The following is an 18,655-nucleotide window of genomic DNA, read 5'->3' as shown; positions in this document are numbered from 1 at the left end:
AAACGTATAAAAGTGAAACTAAAAGGCCTGACTCCGATAGAATATCGAACTCAGGCCTTGAAAGCCGCTTAACAGAAATGTCCAACTTTACGGGGTCACTTCACAACGGGGCTTTTTGTTATCTGTTACTTTATCAAGCTACAGTGAAGAACAATTACTCTTGGTCACCAAGAAGTACAGAGTCTAACGCAATAACCATCATGTCGTTGAAGGTTGTTTGACGCTCATCTGATGTGGTTTGCTCACCTGTTTTGATGTGATCAGACACGGTACAGATAGTCAGAGCTTTTGCGCCATATTCAGCACACACACCATAGATGCCAGCCGCTTCCATCTCTACACCAACAATGCCGTATTTATCCATCACTTCAAACATTTCAGGATCTGGCGTGTAGAAAAGCTCAGCAGAGAACAAGTTACCGACTTTTACATCAACACCGCGTGCTTTAGCTGCGTCTTCTGCCGCACGAACCATTTTGTAGTCAGCAATAGCGGCAAAGTCATGACCTTTGAAGCGAATACGGTTCACTTTCGAGTCGGTACATGCCCCCATGCCAATCACGACATCGCGCACTTTGATATCTTCGCTCACTGCACCACAGCTGCCGACACGAATGATCTTTTTCACACCAAAGTCTTTAATAAGCTCAGTCGCGTAAATCGAACAAGATGGAATACCCATACCGTGCCCCATTACCGATACCTTACGACCTTTATAAGTACCTGTGTAACCAAACATATTGCGCACGTCACACACCTGAACCACCTCTTCTAAGAAGGTTTCAGCGATGTATTTAGCACGTAGCGGATCGCCAGGCATTAAAACAACATCAGCGAACGCACCCATTTCAGCATTAATATGTGGAGTAGCCATTGAAAATATCCTTAATCTCAAAACAAAAAGAAAAGAGAGGTCTCCCTCTCTTTTATTCATTACCAATTATAAAAAGCTTTCACCGTATTCCATTGGCGAAGTACCAAAGTAAGACGCCAAGCTTTGGCCGATATCAGCAAATGTATCGCGACGGCCTAAAGAACCAGCTGGAACATTTTTACCGTAAACAATCACAGGGATGTGTTCACGAGTATGGTCTGTACCTGGCCATGTTGGATCACAACCGTGGTCAGCAGTAAGGATAAGTACATCATCCTCTTTCATCATATCGATGATTTCATTGATACGACCATCGAAGTACTCAAGTGCAGCAGCGTAGCCCGCAACATCACGGCGGTGACCGTAAGCTGAGTCAAAATCAACGAAGTTAGTGAAGACGATGGTGTTATCACCTGCTTCATTGATCGCTTCTTTGGTTGCTGCAAATAGCGCAGGGATACCCGTTGCCTTTGTTTTCTGAGTAATACCGCAACCAGCGTAAATATCAGAGATCTTACCGATTGAGTGAACGTTACCGCCCTTCTCATCAACAAGCTTCTGAAGAATCGTTGCTGCCGGTGGCTCAACAGAAAGGTCACGACGGTTACCAGTGCGCTCAAATTGACCTTTACCCGGACCAACGAACGGACGCGCGATAACACGACCAATGTTGTACTCTTCTAGCTCTTCACGAGCGATCTGACAAAGGTCTAATAGGTTTTGCAGACCGAATGTCTCTTCATGACACGCGATTTGGAATACTGAGTCAGCAGACGTGTAGAAGATTGGTAAGCCAGTCTTCATGTGCTCTTCACCTAGGTTATCTAGGATCTCAGTACCAGATGAGTGGCAGTTACCTAGGAAGCCAGACAAACCTGCACGCTCAAGAATGCGATCAGTCAGCTCTTTAGGGAAGCTGTTCTCTTTGTCGGTGAAGTAGCCCCAATCAAACAGTACCGGTACACCTGCGATTTCCCAGTGACCTGATGGCGTGTCTTTACCAGAAGACAGCTCAGCAGCGTGACCATAAGCGCCAATGATTTCCGCGTCTGCATCCACACCAGGAGCAAAGCGACCTGTAGACTCTTTGTGAGCCATCGCTAAACCTAGCTTAGACAGGTTTGGCAGCGTCAGAGGACCTTGACGATCGGCATTGTCTGCAAGACCTTTATCACAATGGTCTGCGATGTGGCCCATAGTGTCAGAACCTACATCACCGAATTTGTCTGCATCCGCTGTCTCACCGATACCGAATGAATCTAAAACTAAAATAAATGCTCTTTTCATTTTCTTCACCAACTTATTGCTCTTTGCACCAGCGTTTTGATTATCGGTATACACGAGGTATACCGATAACGGTTATTTACACGTCTTCAGAACGAATCTGACGGTAAACGTCTGGTGTTGCGGTATATTCTCCGCCCACAGTGATTGCATTTTGTAATGCCGTTGCAGCTTCTTGCCACTGTTGTTCGTTGCGAGCATGAATCATTGCTAATGGTTTCTCATCGCTTGCCACTTCGCCAAGACGAATGAAGCTATCGAAACCGACTGCGTAATCAATGCTGTCCGTTGCTACGCGGCGACCACCGCCCATACCAACGACAGCCATACCAATTGCACGAGTATCCATTGCTGATACCACACCGCTTTCTAGCGCGTACACTGGTTTAATAATTTCTGCTTTTTCTAGGTAGTTATCGTAGTTTTCTACGAAGTCTGCTGGACCACCAAGGCCCGCTACCATTTTACCAAAGCACTCTGCTGCTTTACCGTTATCCAGTACTGCCATCAGTTTTTCGCGCGCTTCTTCTGAATCTTTTGCAAGGTTACCCAACACTAGCATTTCAGCACACGATGCCATCGTAATTTCTAGCAAACGTGGGTTACGGTATTCACCCGTTAGGAATTGAACCGCTTCGCGAACTTCTACTGCGTTACCCGCCGAAGAAGCCAAAACTTGGTTCATATCCGTTAGGATTGCTGTAGTCTTGGTGCCTGCACCGTTTGCTACTGCTACGATAGATTTCGCTAGCTCTTCAGAGGCTTCGTAAGTCGGCATAAATGCGCCTGAACCTACTTTTACATCCATTACTAGAGAATCTAGGCCAGCCGCCAGTTTCTTAGATAGGATTGAAGCCGTGATTAGCGAGATGTTATCGACTGTTGCTGTGATATCACGCGTCGCGTAAACACGCTTATCAGCTGGCGCTAAGTCGCCCGTTTGACCGATGATAGCAACGCCCGCCTCTTTGGTTACTTCACCAAACACTTCATTGGTTGGTGTAATGTTGTAACCAGGGATAGATTCTAGCTTGTCTAGGGTACCGCCAGTGTGGCCTAAGCCACGACCAGAGATCATTGGAACGAAACCGCCACATGCTGCCACCATAGGGCCAAGCATCAGAGAAGTAACGTCACCAACACCACCAGTAGAGTGCTTATCAACGATTGGGCCATCAAAATTCATGTGGCTCCAGTCAATCACCATGCCTGAGTCGCGCATTGCACATGTTAGTGCGATACGTTCTGGCATTGTCATTTCGTTGAAGAAGATAGCCATTGCGAATGCTGCAATTTGGCCTTCAGAAACCGTGTTTTTAGCGACGCCTTGAATGAAGAAGTTAATTTCTTCGGCTGTTAAGACTTCACCGTCACGTTTTCTGCGAATAATTTCTTGAGGTAGATACATTAGTGCCTCCCAAACTCTAGTGAGTATGGTTTGTAGGGAAAGAGGTAATATGGAGTGACTTAACGCCACTCCATCAAACAGACTTTTAAAGGATTAGTATGCTGCTGGATCAGCAGTTTCGTCTGTCACTTCTAATGTATTAAGAAGGTTAGTTAGTAGGCTTGAAGCACCAAAGCGGTAGTGCATGTTGTCTGCCCACTCAGCACCTAGTAGCTCATCAGCCATCGCTAGGTATTGTGCTGCATCTTCAGCGGTACGTACGCCACCTGCTGGTTTGAAACCAACAGTTTTAGCAACGCCCATGTCACGGATAACTTCTAGCATCATGCGTGCGTACTCTGGAGTCGCGTTTACTGGCACTTTACCTGTTGAAGTTTTGATGAAGTCAGCGCCAGCTTTGATACAAATCTCAGATGCTTTCTTGATCAGTGCTTCTTCTTTTAGCTCACCAGTTTCGATGATTACTTTCAGTGTGATGTCGCCACATGCTTCTTTACACTGTTTAACTAGCTCGAAACCTACTTCTTCATTGCCAGCGATTAGAGCGCGGTATGGGAATACTACGTCTACTTCGTCTGCACCGTATGCTACTGCTGCTTTTGTTTCAGCAACTGCGATCTCGATGTCATCATTACCATGAGGGAAGTTAGTTACAGTCGCAATACGTACTTCTGGAGTACCTTGCTCACGCAACGCTTTCTTAGCTGCTGGGATAAAGCGAGGGTAAATACAGATTGCAGCAGTGTTGCCTACTGCAGTCTTCGCGTCGTGACAAAGCGCCACTACTTTCTCAGTAGTATCGTCGTCATTTAGCGTAGTTAGGTCCATAAGTTTAAGTGCACGTAGAGCTGCTGCTTTTAAATCGCTCATTTCTATCTCCGATCAATATATTCAAATAGTTAACTACTTCGCCCTCCATCCAGTATAGATGGATATTTTAGTAATGCTCAGTAGTCACAAATGAACGGACTTGGTTCCCTGAAGACTTGATAACTTTCGTTACCAATTGCAATCCTTGTCACCGCACAGTACCAGTTTGGTCTATGGCACAACAAATCAGTCATGTTGTGTCTAACATCTATAGCGTATCGCTAAGTTTGGCTTAATCCCAGAAGAATAACCACGGACGAATCCAAGCGGTTACTTTCTTGCCAACAAGAGACATCCTATCCCTTGAGCCTATACATTATAGGTATCCATTAATAAATTGTAGTGCTCCTTAGAACGCAAACGGTTTGTATCTCAAAAAAACATTTTAGACCCACCATCGAATCGAACTCATGTTCAGAATCAATAGGCCTAAAAACAAAAAAGCCCCGCAGCAATTTCTTGCTACGGGGCGATATTAAAGTGGCGTCTATATATCTAAATCTACTTGATTAGAAAGATAGGAAGAAGCCAGCAATTGTTGCTGCCATCAGGTTAGATAGAGTACCAGCTACAACCGCTTTAACACCCATACGTGCGATGTCTTGGCGACGGCTTGGTGCAATACCACCTAGGCCACCTAGTAGAATCGCAATAGAAGAAAGGTTTGCGAAACCACATAGTGCGAATGCGATGATAGCTTGAGTCTTCTCAGACATCACTTGACCAGTCGCTGCAACAACTTGAGCGTTTTCACCAACGTATGGTACGAAGTTTAGGTATGCAACGAATTCGTTAACAACTGTCTTCTGACCAATGAAAGAACCAGCAATAGTTGCTTCTTCCCATGGAACACCAATGATGAATGCTAGCGGTGCGAAGATCCAACCTAGAAGAAGTTCTAGAGTTAGGTTTTCCATACCGAACCAACCACCGATGCCACCTAGGATACCGTTGATTAGAGCAATTAGACCGATGAATGCTAGTAGCATTGCACCAACGTTAAGAGCTAGTTGTAGACCAACTGACGCGCCGCCTGCTGCTGCGTCGATAACGTTAGCTGGCTTATCGTCGCCGCCGTCGATGTCGTCAGCGATGTTATCGTCTGGCGTATCTGTTTCAGGCTTGATGATTTTAGCGAATAGTAGACCACCAGGTGCTGCCATGAATGACGCTGCAACTAGGTACTCTAGAGGAACACCCATAGATGCGTAACCCGCTAGTACACCACCAGCTACAGATGCTAGACCACCACACATTACTGCGAATAGTTCAGAGTTAGTCATCTTAGGAACAAATGGGCGAACAACTAGAGGTGCTTCTGTTTGACCAACGAAGATGTTTGCTGCTGCAGACATTGACTCGGCGCGAGAAGTACCTAGAGCTTTCTGAAGGCCACCACCAAGAACTTTGATTACTAGCTGCATTACACCAATGTAGTAAAGTACAGAGATAAGTGCAGAGAAGAAGATCAGTGTTGGTAGAACTTGGAAAGCAAAGATGAAACCGATACCGTCAACAGAGAAGTTAACTAGGCTGCCGAATAGGAAACCAGTACCGTCTTTACCGTAGTCGATTACGTTTGCTACACCAGCAGAGAAACCTGCAAGCAAATCACGACCCCAAGGGATGTAAAGTACGAATGCACCAAGTGCGAATTGGATAGCGAATGCGCCACCCACTGTTCTGATATTAATAGCTTTGCGGTTGTCAGATAGTAGTACTGCGATTGCAATCAGTACAACCATGCCGACTAGGCTCATAAACAGGCTCATAGTTTATGACTTCCTTATTAGTTATTTATTGGCGTGTTACAAAATGGGGCTATAAAGCGGGGGCAATTATACTCATGCGACCACTAATAAAGTAATGCCGCCCTCACACTTTCGTAGAAGATTCATGTACCATTCACACACAAATGTGACTCAAATCACAATAGAGATGCAATTTACGCAAACGATAAACAAAAACATTAGATTTTATTCACATATACCGAATGCGCGATGGCTATTTTGCCAAATTTGCGTTGCAATCGATTGCTTTGACTCTTTTCTAAGCAAAAAAAGTTCATTTGATATCGTAACTAAATGTTTGGAATGATTAACATTTCCTTGGTTTCCATAGGTTGGCATATCCGGAGCATCGGTCTCTAACACCAAGCTCTCAAGCGGCAATTTAGCGATGGTTGTGCGTGTTTTTTGTGCTCTTGGGTAAGTTATCGTTCCACCGACGCCAATATAGAAACCAAGCTTGATCCACACCAAAGCTTGCTGTTCACTTCCTGAAAAACCGTGAATTACCCCACCTAAAGTAAACTTGTGCTGCTTTATTAGTTGAATAAGACGGTTGTAAGACTTCCTTTCATGGATAATCAGAGGCAAATTAAACGCCTTGGCAAACTCCATTTGTTGGATGAAAAAGCGCTCTTGTTTCTCCTGTTCCACATCCACAAAAAAGTCCAACCCACACTCGCCAATGGCCACACACTGACGTGTTTTTGAAGCGAGTAATTGATGAAGTTCTTCAAATTGCACCGCATCCGCTTGCTCTAAAAAGTAAGGATGGAAGCCTAATGCGTAGTAAACATTGGGGTGAGATTGTGCAATTTTTTCAAGCTTATGCCAGTTGTTTTGACCTATAGAAGGGATGAGTAACTTCTCGACTTGAGCCTGTTTTGCCTCTTTGATGTACCCATCAATGCTCTGCTCATGTGTAAAACTTTGCCCAAACGCCTCAAAGTCCGCGTGGCAATGGGTATCAAATAGCGGAAAATCACTTGTTTGCTGCGTCATCATTCCCACTCTCAGCTTGCTGCCCTTGAGGATCTCGACGATAAGGAACACAGCTGCGCTTGTTTTCAGGTGTCAAACCAAGCTCTTCACACCACTTATCGTATTTCCTAACCCAAGCTTTTATCCAACCCAACATATTTACCTCAAGCTTATTGTCTAAAATGGCACGCATTAAAAAACGCCTATTGCAGAACAATAGACGTTTTTGTTTAACTCGAATAGAGATCGAAGAAATTAGTGCTCGCGCGTCGCTCGGAACTTAACGTCAGGGAAACGTTCTGAAGCTAGGTTCAGGTTCACCATCGTTGGTGCGATGTAAGACAGGTTATCACCGCCATCTAGCGCCAGGTTAGATTGGTTCTTACGTTTGAACTCTTCCAGTTTCTTAGCGTCATCACACTCAACCCAACGAGCTGTTGCAACGTTAACACCTTCGTAGATAGCTTCTACGTTGTATTCTGCTTTCAAGCGCGCTACAACCACGTCGAACTGAAGTACACCAACCGCACCAACGATCAGGTCGTTGTTCTGCATAGGGCGGAATACTTGCACTGCGCCCTCTTCTGAAAGCTGAACCAAGCCTTTTAGAAGTTGCTTCTGCTTCAGAGGATCACGTAGACGAATACGGCGGAATAGCTCAGGCGCAAAGTTTGGAATACCAGAGAACTTCAGGTTCTCACCTTGAGTAAAGGTATCACCAATCTGAATTGTGCCGTGGTTGTGTAGACCGATAATGTCACCTGCATACGCTTTTTCAGCACGAGCGCGGTCGCCCGCCATGAAAGTTACCGCATCAGAAATGCTGACGTTCTTACCGGTACGAACATGGTTCATCTTCATACCTTGGCTGTAAGTACCAGATACGATACGCATGAAAGCGATACGGTCACGGTGTTTAGGGTCCATGTTTGCTTGGATCTTAAATACGAAACCAGAGAACTTCTCTTCTGTCGCAACAACATCACGCTCGTTAGCTTGACGAGTTTGCGGTGCTGGAGCCCACTTCGTTAAGCCATCAAGCATATGGTCAACACCAAAGTTACCCAGTGCGGTACCGAAGTAAACAGGTGTTAGCTCACCAGCAAGGAACAGATCTTGATCAAACTCAGGACAAGCACCGATAACAAGCTCTAGCTCTTCACGTACGCTTTCCGCTAGATCAGCACCTACCGCTTCATCTAGATCAGGATTATCTAAACCTTTGATGATACGAACTTCTTGGATCTCGTGGCCGTGGCCAGATTCGTACAAGATCGTTTCATCACGGTGAATGTGGTAAACACCTTTAAACTCTTTACCACAACCAATTGGCCATGAAATTGGAGCACAAGCCATACCTAGCTCGCTTTCTACTTCATCAAGCACTTCCATAGGGTCACGAACGTCACGGTCAAGTTTGTTCATAAACGTTACGATTGGTGTATCACGTAGACGCGTTACTTCCATCAGTTTACGAGTACGATCCTCGACACCTTTCGCAGCATCGATAACCATCAAACAAGAGTCAACCGCCGTTAATGTACGGTACGTATCTTCCGAGAAATCTTCGTGTCCTGGAGTATCGAGTAGGTTTACTAGGCAATCATTGTATGGGAATTGCATTACCGACGTAGTTACCGAGATACCACGTTCTTTTTCCATCTCCATCCAGTCAGATTTAGCGTGCTGGTTAGAGCCACGGCCTTTTACGGTACCCGCTTTCTGAATCGCGTTTCCGAATAAAAGAACTTTTTCAGTAATCGTGGTTTTACCCGCATCCGGGTGAGAGATAATTGCAAACGTTCTACGTTTGCTCACTTCTTGTTGGAAAGACATAGTCGCCCTTTGCTGATCTAAAGCGTAAAAAGGGCAAGTAGATAATACTTGCCCTTGAATTCTGTGTGCGGATTATACAGAAAGCGTGTCACTTTCTAAAGGGTCAGTTTGCACCCTATTTTGCCGCTTATTCTCTGCTTAGCGAAAAGCGACAAGATGGCTAGTTAAAAGACATAAAAAGATAGCTCATAATGATGGCGTCTTCTTGTCCTTGCTTGGTTGGGTAATAGTTACGACGGCGGTCCACCTCATTAAAGCCAACCTTTTCGTAAAGATTAAACGCGTTCACATTACTTTCGCGAACCTCTAACCACGCGCTTTCTGCGTTAGCTTGTTCACACATATCTAGGAAGTGCTCAGTCAGCGCTTTACCGTAGCCTTTGCCTTGTTGGCTTGGATCCACAGCAATATTTAATAGCGTTACTTCACCAACGATATTCTGCGCGAAGAAGTAGCCGACGACTCGCCCATCGACTTCAAGAACATGATGACAAGCGCCTCGACTATCTAGATCTCGGATCATATTTTCTGACCATGGATGAGAGTGCGCAGCCTGTTCTATCTGCCAAATAGCGTCTAGATGATGTGATGAAGTCGGTAAAAATTGATTAGTCATATGCACAAATTTGTTGCCATAAGTCACGGCGATGTTGGTTATTGCCATTGATGTCGGACAACAATGAGGATTGCAGTGTTTTAGCTTTAATCTCTTGAGTCGATTCACAACCTGCAAACCACACCCATTCAACATCACCAAGTTCGATAGAGGTTAGGTGTTGAGGCTGAATATGTAGTGCCTGAGATAAATCAAGCTTGATACTTTTCAGCACACGCTCAAACATCACTGCGAGCTCGCCCTGAGGTTTTTCAGGCGAAACCAACAGTAACTTGCAATCGCTCGCTAGCGGAGTCAGTTTTGATTCATAACCCGCCAAACGTTCTGGATGACTAAGCTCCCATTGGCTTATGCCCATCTCTTGCAGGTACTGTGCGTGTGTTTGTGACATATCTAGGGTTATAACCTTAGGTTGGTGGTCGGCGGTTTGTTTGAACGAACTTCAAAACCGCTTATGAGAGTTGGGCTGATACTAACAAAAAATAAAGGAGCATCAAGCTCCTTTATTTAGACTAAATCAGTTTGCGTCATATTGCGTGAGAAGTAGCCTTATAACTCATTGAATTCTTGGCTGTAAGCCACTTCACCAGCATGCCCAGTAAGTGCACCTTCAACCAACTCAATGGCTTGAAAAGCACCTTCAGGTACATCCCAAGCGCAACTCAAACCAAATTCGCTCGCGGCTTTGAAACCAAAACGACCGTAGTACGCAGGGTCGCCAAGCACGACACAGGCTGGGTAACCAAAATCAACCAAAGTAGAGAAAGCATCTTCAACCAATGCTTTGGCAATACCTTGATTGCGAAACTCTTCTTTCACTGCAAGCGGAGCAAGCCCTTGCCAGTTATGATCGTCACCATGCAGCGTGATCGGGCTAAACATCAGGTGCCCAACAACCTCGCCTTCATCAGAACAAGCCACCAGCGACAGCGTTAAATGACTATTCTCACGCAAGCTCATAACCAGGCTGGCTTCTGCATCCGTTTCAAAAACAGATTTCAATAAACGATCAATGACAAGTATATCTGCCGGTGCTTCAGTTCGAATAAGCATTCATTACCTCACTTTGTGTATCCGGGGATTGTACTCCCTTCTGCACAAAATCAGCTAATTGATTTAACAAAGTTTTCAAGGGAGTTGGCAATAAGTCTAAATCTACGCTGTCCATCAAGTTTTTGACCTCTAAACCAAGCTCTGTATCGCCCTCTATAGACAGTCTACGCTGGAAGAAAAGCGTGTCAGGGTCTTCTTTACGACCGGCAATCAGTACAAGATCATTGAGATTCCCGCTAAAGCTTACATCTTCAGCAACCTCTTTATCTGCTACAACCAGTTGCTCATTTTGGTAGCTAATACACCAACTTAACCCCATATCCTTTATCGAGACTTTAAGCCATTTATCTTCTAGGAACTCAAAGTCACCGTCTTCTAGCGCCTCTTTGAATACATTCTTAAGCCCCTCTAACAAGGCTCTTTTTTGTACTGTTTTAGGCAATAACTGGACTGGAGATCGCAAAATTGATGCGGCATTTTGAACTAGTTGAGTGCGAATCTTGTTTATCACGTGACTTATCCGTAACTTTGTCAATAATATGGAATGCATCATAGATGATGTTAAGATCTCAGTTACTGTTATGTATCAAATTAACTTCTGTTTGATGCCCGACCTTTAATATCCTGAAAATCACAGTTATAGTAATTCAGGTAATGAGAATTACAGCGGATCGCTGCACTCACAGGTAAATATCGATAACCACACAAAAGTAATAACTATTTATCGATTGTGAATAATCAAGCTCTTGGAGAATTGGTAGTACTTTGATGCCTCCCCAGCAACTACAACATTGGTTTACCCAGCTAACTGCAAACAGCCCTTTCTTTTTTGCAGTGCTTGATGCTCAACATAACTACTTTATGGTGAATGAGCGTTATTGCGATATTGCTGGTTTGAGCCAAGCTGAACTTGCAGGCATGAACGACCGCCAAACCTTAGGCGAACAATTCTATCAACACCTAAAGCCTTACTACGAACGCGCATTCAACGGCGAAACCATTGAAGCCGAAGTCACCCTCAACGAAACTGACCTTGATACTAGCCTCCACTTCAGCTTGTCTCCACTGACCAATGGTAAGAATACGGATTACATCGTCTTCCACGCCTTCGATACGTCAGAAAATCAAGTACTGGTTCGTTCTTTAGAAGAGTCCGAAGCAAAATTCCATAAGCTCTCTCAACTGCTACCCGACGGGCTACTATTGGTTGAAAACGACTACATTTTGTCGTCTAATCCAGCTGCTGCACGCCTGCTTGGTTTTAACTCCACCACCGAATTGATTGGTGAAGAGTTAGGACGCTTATTTATCGATGAACAAACCAAAACAGTCTTCAATAACAGCCTCAGCTCTATTATTTCTGAGTCTGGTTTGGTTTGCTTAACGGGTGCCAGATGCGGCTTCGAACGTAAAGTTCAACTGCACATAGACTCAACCGCTATTCTTGGAAGCAGCACCCAACTGGTACTCATTCAAGACGCTCAAGAGACAACCAAACAATACACCCCAGCCAATAGTGAAGATGCCTACATAGACGCGCTGACTAAACTCTACAATCGAGTCGGTTTTACCAAGCGCCTAGAGCAATTCATTCACAACGATACACCGGTTGTCATGATGTACTTAGATATTGATAACTTTAAAAATATCAATGACTCGCTAGGGCATCATATTGGCGATAAAGTGATCAAAGAAGTGGCTTCACGCCTTAAACGATTACTGCCTCGTCAAGCGGTGGTCGGCCATTTAGGCGGCGATGAATTTGGTATCATTCTGCCAGAACCGGAACACCCTAGAACCGCAGAAACACTAGCAGAAAAGATCATTTCACTGATCAATCAGCCTTTTGACCTTCACCATTTTAGTAAGCGCCTAGCTTGCTCGATTGGTAGCGTACGCTTTCCTCAAGACGGCACCGATGCGCGTATCTTGCTGCAAAATGCCGATACCGCGATGTATGAAGCCAAAGATCGTGGTCGTAACCGCTTAATTAAGTTCAACGAGCAGATGAACAAAGAAGCACGCATGCGACTGTGGCTTGAGATAGAGCTTCAGAAGGCGCTGCAACAAAACGGACTCGAGGTTTGGTATCAACCAAAAGTAAACGCCCGTGACTTCACCATCAATGGCGCAGAAGCTCTAGTTCGTTGGAAGCACCCTGTTGAAGGTTATATCAGCCCAGCTGCGTTTATCCCAGTAGCAGAGCGGGCTGGTCTTATTGAACAACTTGGTCGTGTAGTCATGCGTGAAGTCTTTGCGACCGTTAAGCGTTGGAAGATGCAAGGGATTCTACCTGGTCGTGTGGCAATCAACCTTTCTCCAGAACAGTTTGGTAACCCTAAACTGATTGATTACATGGAGAAGTTACTACGCTCGACAGAGCTAGACCCAAGTGCGATTACCTTTGAGCTCACTGAAAGCGCCGTGATGAGTGATAGTGAACACACAGTACAAATGCTTAACGCGATTAAAAAACTCGGCTTTGCTCTATCGATTGATGATTTCGGTACCGGTTACTCTTCTCTGTCTTACCTTGCTCGCTTCCCGATTGATGAGCTTAAAATAGACCGTGCTTTCATCTCAGATATCGATACCCTACCAAAACAGATCACCGTGATTGAAAACATCATCAACCTAGGTAAATCTCTCGATTTAACTGTGGTTGCAGAAGGTGTCGAAACCAGTGAACAAGCAACGCTATTGTCGAATCTAAACTGCAGCTCGATTCAAGGTTTCCACTTCTATCGCCCACAACCAAAACAAGATGTTGAAGAGCTGTTCGCTCAAAACCGCCGCCATAAGAACTAATTAGACGATTCGACCACGCACTTCAAAGCCACAGCAACATACAAAACGACCATTCGTCAGTACCTCAAACGGAGTAAAAGCAGATTTATCCATCTAAACCTGCCTTACATCAATTCCGTCATTCACAATTCTTCATAAAATGCCCGCTTCAACTTAATTTTACTGGTAGTGAGCAAATGGAACTCTTATGCCCAGCGGGTAACTTACCTGCTTTGAAAACCGCCATTGATTGCGGTGCGGATGCTGTCTATATCGGATTCAAAGACGATACCAATGCCCGACACTTTGCAGGCCTAAACTTTGCGGGTAAAAAGCTCGATCGTGCTGTGCAGTATGTGCATGACCACAACAAGAAAATTCATGTTGCTTTAAATACATTTGCTCACCCAAATGGCTTCGAGCGTTGGACTAACGCCGTGGACAACGCAGCAGCTTTAGGTGTTGATGCACTGATCATCGCTGACATCGCTGTGCTTGAGTACGCTGCAAACAAATATCCAGATCTAGAACTGCACCTATCAGTTCAAGCTTCTGCAACCAATGCCGCTGCGATCGACTTCTACCACAAAAACTTCAACGTAAAACGTGTCGTACTGCCGCGAGTGTTATCGATTCATCAGGTCAAACAGCTTTCTCGTAACATCACTTCTGACGTTGACCTTGAAGTATTCGCTTTCGGTAGTTTGTGCATCATGGCAGAAGGCCGTTGCTACCTCTCTTCATACATGACGGGCGAATCACCAAATACAGTGGGTGCTTGCTCTCCGGCGAAATACGTTCGCTGGCAAGAGACAGAAACTGGCCTGGAATCTCGCTTGAACGAGATCCTTATCGATAAGTATGAAGCAGGTGAGAACGCTGGCTACCCAACGCTGTGTAAAGGCCGCTTTGAAGCGGATATCGATGGTGAACGCAAGCGTTATCATGCACTCGAAGAGCCTACCAGCCTTAACACACTATCAATGCTTCCAGAGTTATTCGCCGCTAATGTTGCTTCAGTGAAGATTGAAGGTCGTCAGCGTAGCCCTGCTTATGTAGAACAAGTGACTCGTACTTGGCGTGCAGCCATCGACCGCTACTTAGCGAACCCTGAACAATACCAAGTTGAACAAGCTTGGAATGCGACACTGGCGAATGTATCGGAAGGTACACAAACCACGCTTGGCGCTTACCATCGCAAATGGCAATAGAGCCAAATGGAGAACTCAATGAAATACGCATTAGGCCCTCTACTTTATTTCTGGCCAAAACAAGACGTTGAAAGCTTCTATGAGCAAGCAAAATCAAGCTCTGCAGACATCATCTACCTAGGTGAAGCCGTGTGTTCAAAGCGTCGAGAGATGAAAGCGAAACACTGGATGGACATCGCTAAAGAGCTGTCCGCTTCAGGTAAGCAAGTGGTATTGTCGACCATGGCATTGCTCGAAGCGCCGAGCGAAGTCAACATCATGAAGAAGTACATTGATAACGGTGACTTTGCGATTGAAGCCAATGATGTGTCTGCTATTCAGCTTGCAAGCGAAAGTAAAGTGCCTTTCGTGGTTGGCCCTGCGGTAAACACTTACAATGCACGCACGCTGAACCTATTCTTAAAGCAAGGTATGACGCGCTGGTGTATGCCAGTCGAGCTTTCTCGTGAATGGCTGAGCAATGTGATGACGCAGTGTGAAGAGCTCAATATTCGCAACAAGTTTGAAGTCGAAGTGTTCAGCCACGGTTACTTGCCTCTTGCTTATTCAGCACGCTGTTTTACGGCTCGCGCAGAAAATAAAGCCAAAGACGACTGTGAAACCTGCTGTATCAAGTACCCAACAGGTCTTCAAGTTGAGAGCCAAGAAGGTCAGTCTGTCTTCAACCTTAACGGCATCCAGACTCAATCAGGCTACTGCTACAACTTGGTGAATGACTTACCAAACATGCATGACTTAGTGGATGTGGTTCGTTTAAGCCCACTTGGTGTTGATACCTTCTCTGAAATCAATAACTTCAGAGCCAACGAACAGGGTCAAAATCCAATGAAGATTGAGAGCCGCCAGTGTAATGGCTATTGGCATCAGCTTGCAGGTTTAGACGTTAAAAACATCTAGCCTCAACGATTGAGCCGAATAACAAATATAAAAGGTCTAGCATTTGCTAGACCTTTTTAGTTCGCCTCAAGAAAAGCGACCTATGCCGTTGCGGTTTCCATCGGCGAGGCGTCGAGCTTCTTTACGTCTTTGTAGAGCATCACCATCACCACTACGCTCAGCGCGATATTAGACAATGGATACGCAATCCAGATCCCCGGCACGCCATATAGCTTAGGCATAATGTACAGGAACGGCAGTTGAATCAGCATGTTACCTATCGTCACAAACATCGCCTTGCTGCCCTTGTTCACCGCCTGGTAATAAGCCCCCGCAACCACCAAGAAGCCATCAAGCGCCAATGCAAACATGTGCAGTCTAATACCCAATACGGTGTACTCAACTAACTGAGGTTCGTCCGAGTTAAACACTGAAACAAACTCACGCGGGAATACGTTCAATAGCAACACAAACGCGACACCAATCAAGACCGAACTCGACATCGCAATCTTAAGCAACTTGCGAATATTCGCTTGGTTACGTGCGCCATGGTTGTAGCTCACCAATGGTTGCATACCGTTAGCGATACCTTCCGCAGTGAGGTAATAAACCGTCACGATATAGCCCAAAATAGCGTAAGCACCAATCATCAACTGGTCGCCATATTGAGAGAACAAAGCGTTGTGCAATGCCACCATCATTGAGCCATAAGCGTACATAAAGAAGCTTGATGTACCAATCGCGAAAATCTGTGGGATTACCGCAAGCTTCAATCTCAATTCACTCCAACGTAAACGCAGGTTTGCACGGCGTGAGAAGAAGTACGCGAGACCCAAAGCCGTTACCACAAACTGAGCAATCGCTGTAGCCAATGCCGCGCCCATCAACTCCCATCCAAATAGAGCGATAAGCACGTAATCCAGAACGATATTAATCACCGCACCAATAATCATCAGGATTGTGGCTAAGTTCGGGCTATCGTCGTTACGCAGTAGAAACGGCATTGCGATAGAACCCAAGGTAAATACACTGGCGCCAATCAAGATGTGTAAGTACTGCAAGCCGAGCTCATACACTCGCCCTTCAGCGCCCTGCCAAAGCAAGAAATTATCGGCAAACAGATACAGCAATACAGAAACAATTGGTGTTATGGCTAACAACAAGGTTAAACCCGTAGCTAAGATCTGCTTGGCACCTTGAGTGTCTTTTTCACCTTGACGAATCGATACCAGCGCACCAGTACCGACACCCACCAGCATACCTAGGCCAAGAATCGAACCGATCACCGGCCACGCGACGTTGATACCCGCCAGCCCATCAGCGCCGACATAACGACCGATAAAGATGCCATCTACCACTTGGTAGAGGCCATTAACCAGCATCGCTGCTACCGTTGGGATTGTGTATCGCCAAAATTGACGACTAATTGAGTTACTCATCTCTTACTCTACTTTCATTGTGAGTTACATATCAGTGGGATATGACTCGATAAATTAGTTAATAAGGCTAACTAAATATCTAAATTAATTACTTCAACGCTTTGTCTAATAACTGGTTCAATTGCGTAGACTCTTGCTCAGACAAATGACTTTCCAGTATTTGTGCCATCACATGATAGATCTTGCTCTCTTCTTCTAAACCTAGCTCTGCTTTGTGCGTCAGTACTACGAGTTTAGATCTCGCGTCTTCCAATGAAGCCTTACGCTCGACCAGACCTTTTCTCTCAAGCCTTTGAACCATAGTGGTCGCTGAAGGCTTAGTCACTTGCATTTCAATAGCAAGATCGGTCAATCGAATCGGCTCAGGAGAGGCCTGAATCACCTTCAAGTAATCATATTCATTGAAGCTCAACTGGCAGATAGGATCTTCATTTACCTGTGTCCGCCATACTTTCGAGGCGAAGCGTTCTATCTTCTCTAAATTCTGGTTCAGCATACTCACCCAATCAAAGAATGGCATTTAGTTAGCAAGACTAACTATTTTAATCTTGTTTAAATAAAAAGCAATCCAAAACGAGACAAAGACCATAAAAAATAGGCGCAAAAAAGCCGCTGACTGGCAGCGGCTTTGATAGTAAAAATAATCTATTTAGCGAGCATCAGCTTCTTGCTCTGCTTCAGCTAGCTTAGCTTGAGCGAGGTGCTCTGCTTTTAGCGTAGTGAAAATACGGCTCAACTCTAAGAAAGAGTAACGATGCTCAACGTATTCGAATACGTTAAAAGAGACCGACAACTTATACAAAGAGATCGCATTCGCGTAGTCACCGTTCATGTGGTAACGCTTAGCCAGATAGAAATATGTCTCAGTTAAACGCTGTGCCAGCAACGTGTTATCACGAGTACCGGTTAAGATCGCTTTGAATGCCTGCTCTTCAGTGATGTCATCGAGCATGATAGCAACCAATACCCAACCCCACTGCTCATCATGATTCTCATAACGTTTTTGCAGGTCAAGCTTAGCTTGCTCTGGCGTTAGCTCATGCTGAATGATGTATAACCAAAGCGCGCGGAATGGATCGCTCGGATCATCGGCGTAGTGCTTCATCATTTCTTCATTGGCTAAGTCGTAACGCTCACCATAATAGAGTGCGATAGCGCGGTTTCTCTCAGCATATGAATTCGCAGGATCAAGCTCGAGCGTAGAGTCGAAAGATTCATAAGCCGCATCAAACTCCCCTACTTGCGTGAAGTAGACGCCCAAAAGGTTGAAGATATCAGGCTGAGCAGGGTTCAATGAAAGAGACTGATTGAAGTCTAAACGCGCTAAATCCCTTAGACCGACACTGTCGTAGTAGTTGCCACGTTCAAACAGCATCTTAGCTCTAACTTCATCATTCAGATCTGGGCGCTGCAGTAGCTGACTCAAACGTGCAATCTGAACTTCTTGCTGAACGCTTGGTTGCAATGGCACAGCCATAGGCGGGTAAACCCAACTTGAGGCGTTATCTGATGTTGTTGCACAACCAGTTAGTACAAGCAGTAAACACATACTCGCGGTTTGAAACCATTTCACAAATAATTACTCCTGTTATGAACGCAATTAAAAAGGGGAGCGATATGCTCCCCTTTATAA

The 18,655-nt window shown here is 45.1% G+C and carries 18 protein-coding genes; 3 read left to right on the top strand and 15 right to left on the bottom strand.

All coding sequences use genetic code 11. From position 1 onward, the window contains the following. Positions 1-154: 154 nt before the first annotated feature. The 12 genes from deoD to F0228_RS15920 form a co-directional block, all read right to left on the bottom strand. Positions 155-874, bottom strand: a complete 720-nt coding sequence (gene deoD / locus F0228_RS15975) for a purine-nucleoside phosphorylase (protein WP_061032524.1) — start codon at positions 872-874, stop codon at positions 155-157. A gap of 66 nt (positions 875-940) precedes the next feature. Next, on the bottom strand, positions 941-2,161 hold the full coding sequence (locus F0228_RS15970; protein ID WP_171731592.1) for a phosphopentomutase: 1,221 nt from the start codon (positions 2,159-2,161) through the stop codon (positions 941-943). Positions 2,162-2,237: 76 nt separating this feature from the next. Further along, positions 2,238-3,566 (bottom strand): thymidine phosphorylase, encoded by a 1,329-nt coding sequence (gene deoA / locus F0228_RS15965; protein ID WP_105057549.1) that lies wholly within the window; start codon positions 3,564-3,566, stop codon positions 2,238-2,240. Between the two features lie 93 nt (positions 3,567-3,659). Further along, entirely contained in the window at positions 3,660-4,436 is a 777-nt protein-coding gene (gene deoC / locus F0228_RS15960) for a deoxyribose-phosphate aldolase (protein ID WP_008218778.1), read from the bottom strand. Positions 4,437-4,945: 509 nt separating this feature from the next. Next, the gene (locus tag F0228_RS15955) at positions 4,946-6,208 is read right to left on the bottom strand and encodes a NupC/NupG family nucleoside CNT transporter (protein WP_061032521.1); all 1,263 of its coding nucleotides are present in this window, start codon (positions 6,206-6,208) and stop codon (positions 4,946-4,948) included. Positions 6,209-6,412: 204 nt separating this feature from the next. Further along, positions 6,413-7,225, bottom strand: a complete 813-nt coding sequence (locus tag F0228_RS15950) for a TatD family hydrolase (protein WP_116872056.1) — start codon at positions 7,223-7,225, stop codon at positions 6,413-6,415. Continuing rightward, complete coding sequence (locus tag F0228_RS15945) at positions 7,206-7,361, bottom strand: DUF5363 family protein (RefSeq protein ID WP_171762446.1); 156 nt, start codon at positions 7,359-7,361, stop codon at positions 7,206-7,208. Before F0228_RS15945 ends, F0228_RS15950 begins: the two co-directional genes overlap by 20 nt. A gap of 98 nt (positions 7,362-7,459) precedes the next feature. Continuing rightward, complete coding sequence (gene prfC / locus F0228_RS15940) at positions 7,460-9,040, bottom strand: peptide chain release factor 3 (protein WP_061032518.1); 1,581 nt, start codon at positions 9,038-9,040, stop codon at positions 7,460-7,462. 160 nt (positions 9,041-9,200) lie between these two features. Continuing rightward, positions 9,201-9,656: a ribosomal protein S18-alanine N-acetyltransferase gene (gene rimI / locus F0228_RS15935; protein ID WP_116871707.1), complete on the bottom strand. Its 456-nt coding sequence runs from the start codon at positions 9,654-9,656 to the stop codon at positions 9,201-9,203. Beyond that, entirely contained in the window at positions 9,649-10,047 is a 399-nt protein-coding gene (locus F0228_RS15930; RefSeq protein ID WP_171762444.1) for a DNA polymerase III subunit psi, read from the bottom strand. The genes rimI and F0228_RS15930 overlap by 8 nt, the downstream gene beginning before the upstream one ends. A gap of 158 nt (positions 10,048-10,205) precedes the next feature. After that, entirely contained in the window at positions 10,206-10,709 is a 504-nt protein-coding gene (locus tag F0228_RS15925) for an N-acetyltransferase (protein WP_171762443.1), read from the bottom strand. Beyond that, positions 10,693-11,262, bottom strand: a complete 570-nt coding sequence (locus F0228_RS15920) for an SCP2 domain-containing protein (protein ID WP_008218795.1) — start codon at positions 11,260-11,262, stop codon at positions 10,693-10,695. Before F0228_RS15920 ends, F0228_RS15925 begins: the two co-directional genes overlap by 17 nt. Before the next feature lie 215 nt (positions 11,263-11,477). Between F0228_RS15920 and F0228_RS15915 the strand changes: the two genes are divergently transcribed. The 3 genes from F0228_RS15915 to F0228_RS15905 all read left to right on the top strand — a co-directional run bounded on the left by F0228_RS15915 (position 11,478) and on the right by F0228_RS15905 (position 15,604). After that, a complete protein-coding gene (locus F0228_RS15915; RefSeq protein WP_116871705.1) occupies positions 11,478-13,517 on the top strand; it encodes a bifunctional diguanylate cyclase/phosphodiesterase in 2,040 nt (679 codons plus the stop codon). Between the two features lie 176 nt (positions 13,518-13,693). After that, complete coding sequence (locus F0228_RS15910; RefSeq protein WP_061032513.1) at positions 13,694-14,707, top strand: peptidase U32 family protein; 1,014 nt, start codon at positions 13,694-13,696, stop codon at positions 14,705-14,707. Positions 14,708-14,725: 18 nt separating this feature from the next. After that, positions 14,726-15,604 carry a U32 family peptidase gene (locus F0228_RS15905; protein ID WP_008218800.1) on the top strand — a complete coding sequence of 293 codons (879 nt, stop codon included), beginning with the start codon at positions 14,726-14,728 and terminating at the stop codon, positions 15,602-15,604. An 80-nt stretch (positions 15,605-15,684) separates the two neighbouring features. Here F0228_RS15905 and F0228_RS15900 read toward each other — a convergent pair whose 3' ends face one another. The 3 genes from F0228_RS15900 to nlpI all read right to left on the bottom strand — a co-directional run bounded on the left by F0228_RS15900 (position 15,685) and on the right by nlpI (position 18,595). After that, on the bottom strand, positions 15,685-17,022 hold the full coding sequence (locus F0228_RS15900; protein ID WP_061032512.1) for an MATE family efflux transporter: 1,338 nt from the start codon (positions 17,020-17,022) through the stop codon (positions 15,685-15,687). Positions 17,023-17,110: 88 nt separating this feature from the next. Continuing rightward, entirely contained in the window at positions 17,111-17,518 is a 408-nt protein-coding gene (locus tag F0228_RS15895) for a MarR family transcriptional regulator (protein WP_171762442.1), read from the bottom strand. A 153-nt stretch (positions 17,519-17,671) separates the two neighbouring features. Beyond that, on the bottom strand, positions 17,672-18,595 hold the full coding sequence (gene nlpI, locus F0228_RS15890) for a lipoprotein NlpI (protein ID WP_004740631.1): 924 nt from the start codon (positions 18,593-18,595) through the stop codon (positions 17,672-17,674). Positions 18,596-18,655: the final 60 nt, after the last annotated feature.

This window comes from Vibrio sp. 99K-1, assembly GCF_013114585.1.
Lineage (GTDB): Bacteria > Pseudomonadota > Gammaproteobacteria > Enterobacterales > Vibrionaceae > Vibrio > Vibrio chagasii_B.
Note: the sequence above shows the minus strand (reverse complement) of the source record. Positions and strands in the feature narration are given on the sequence as shown.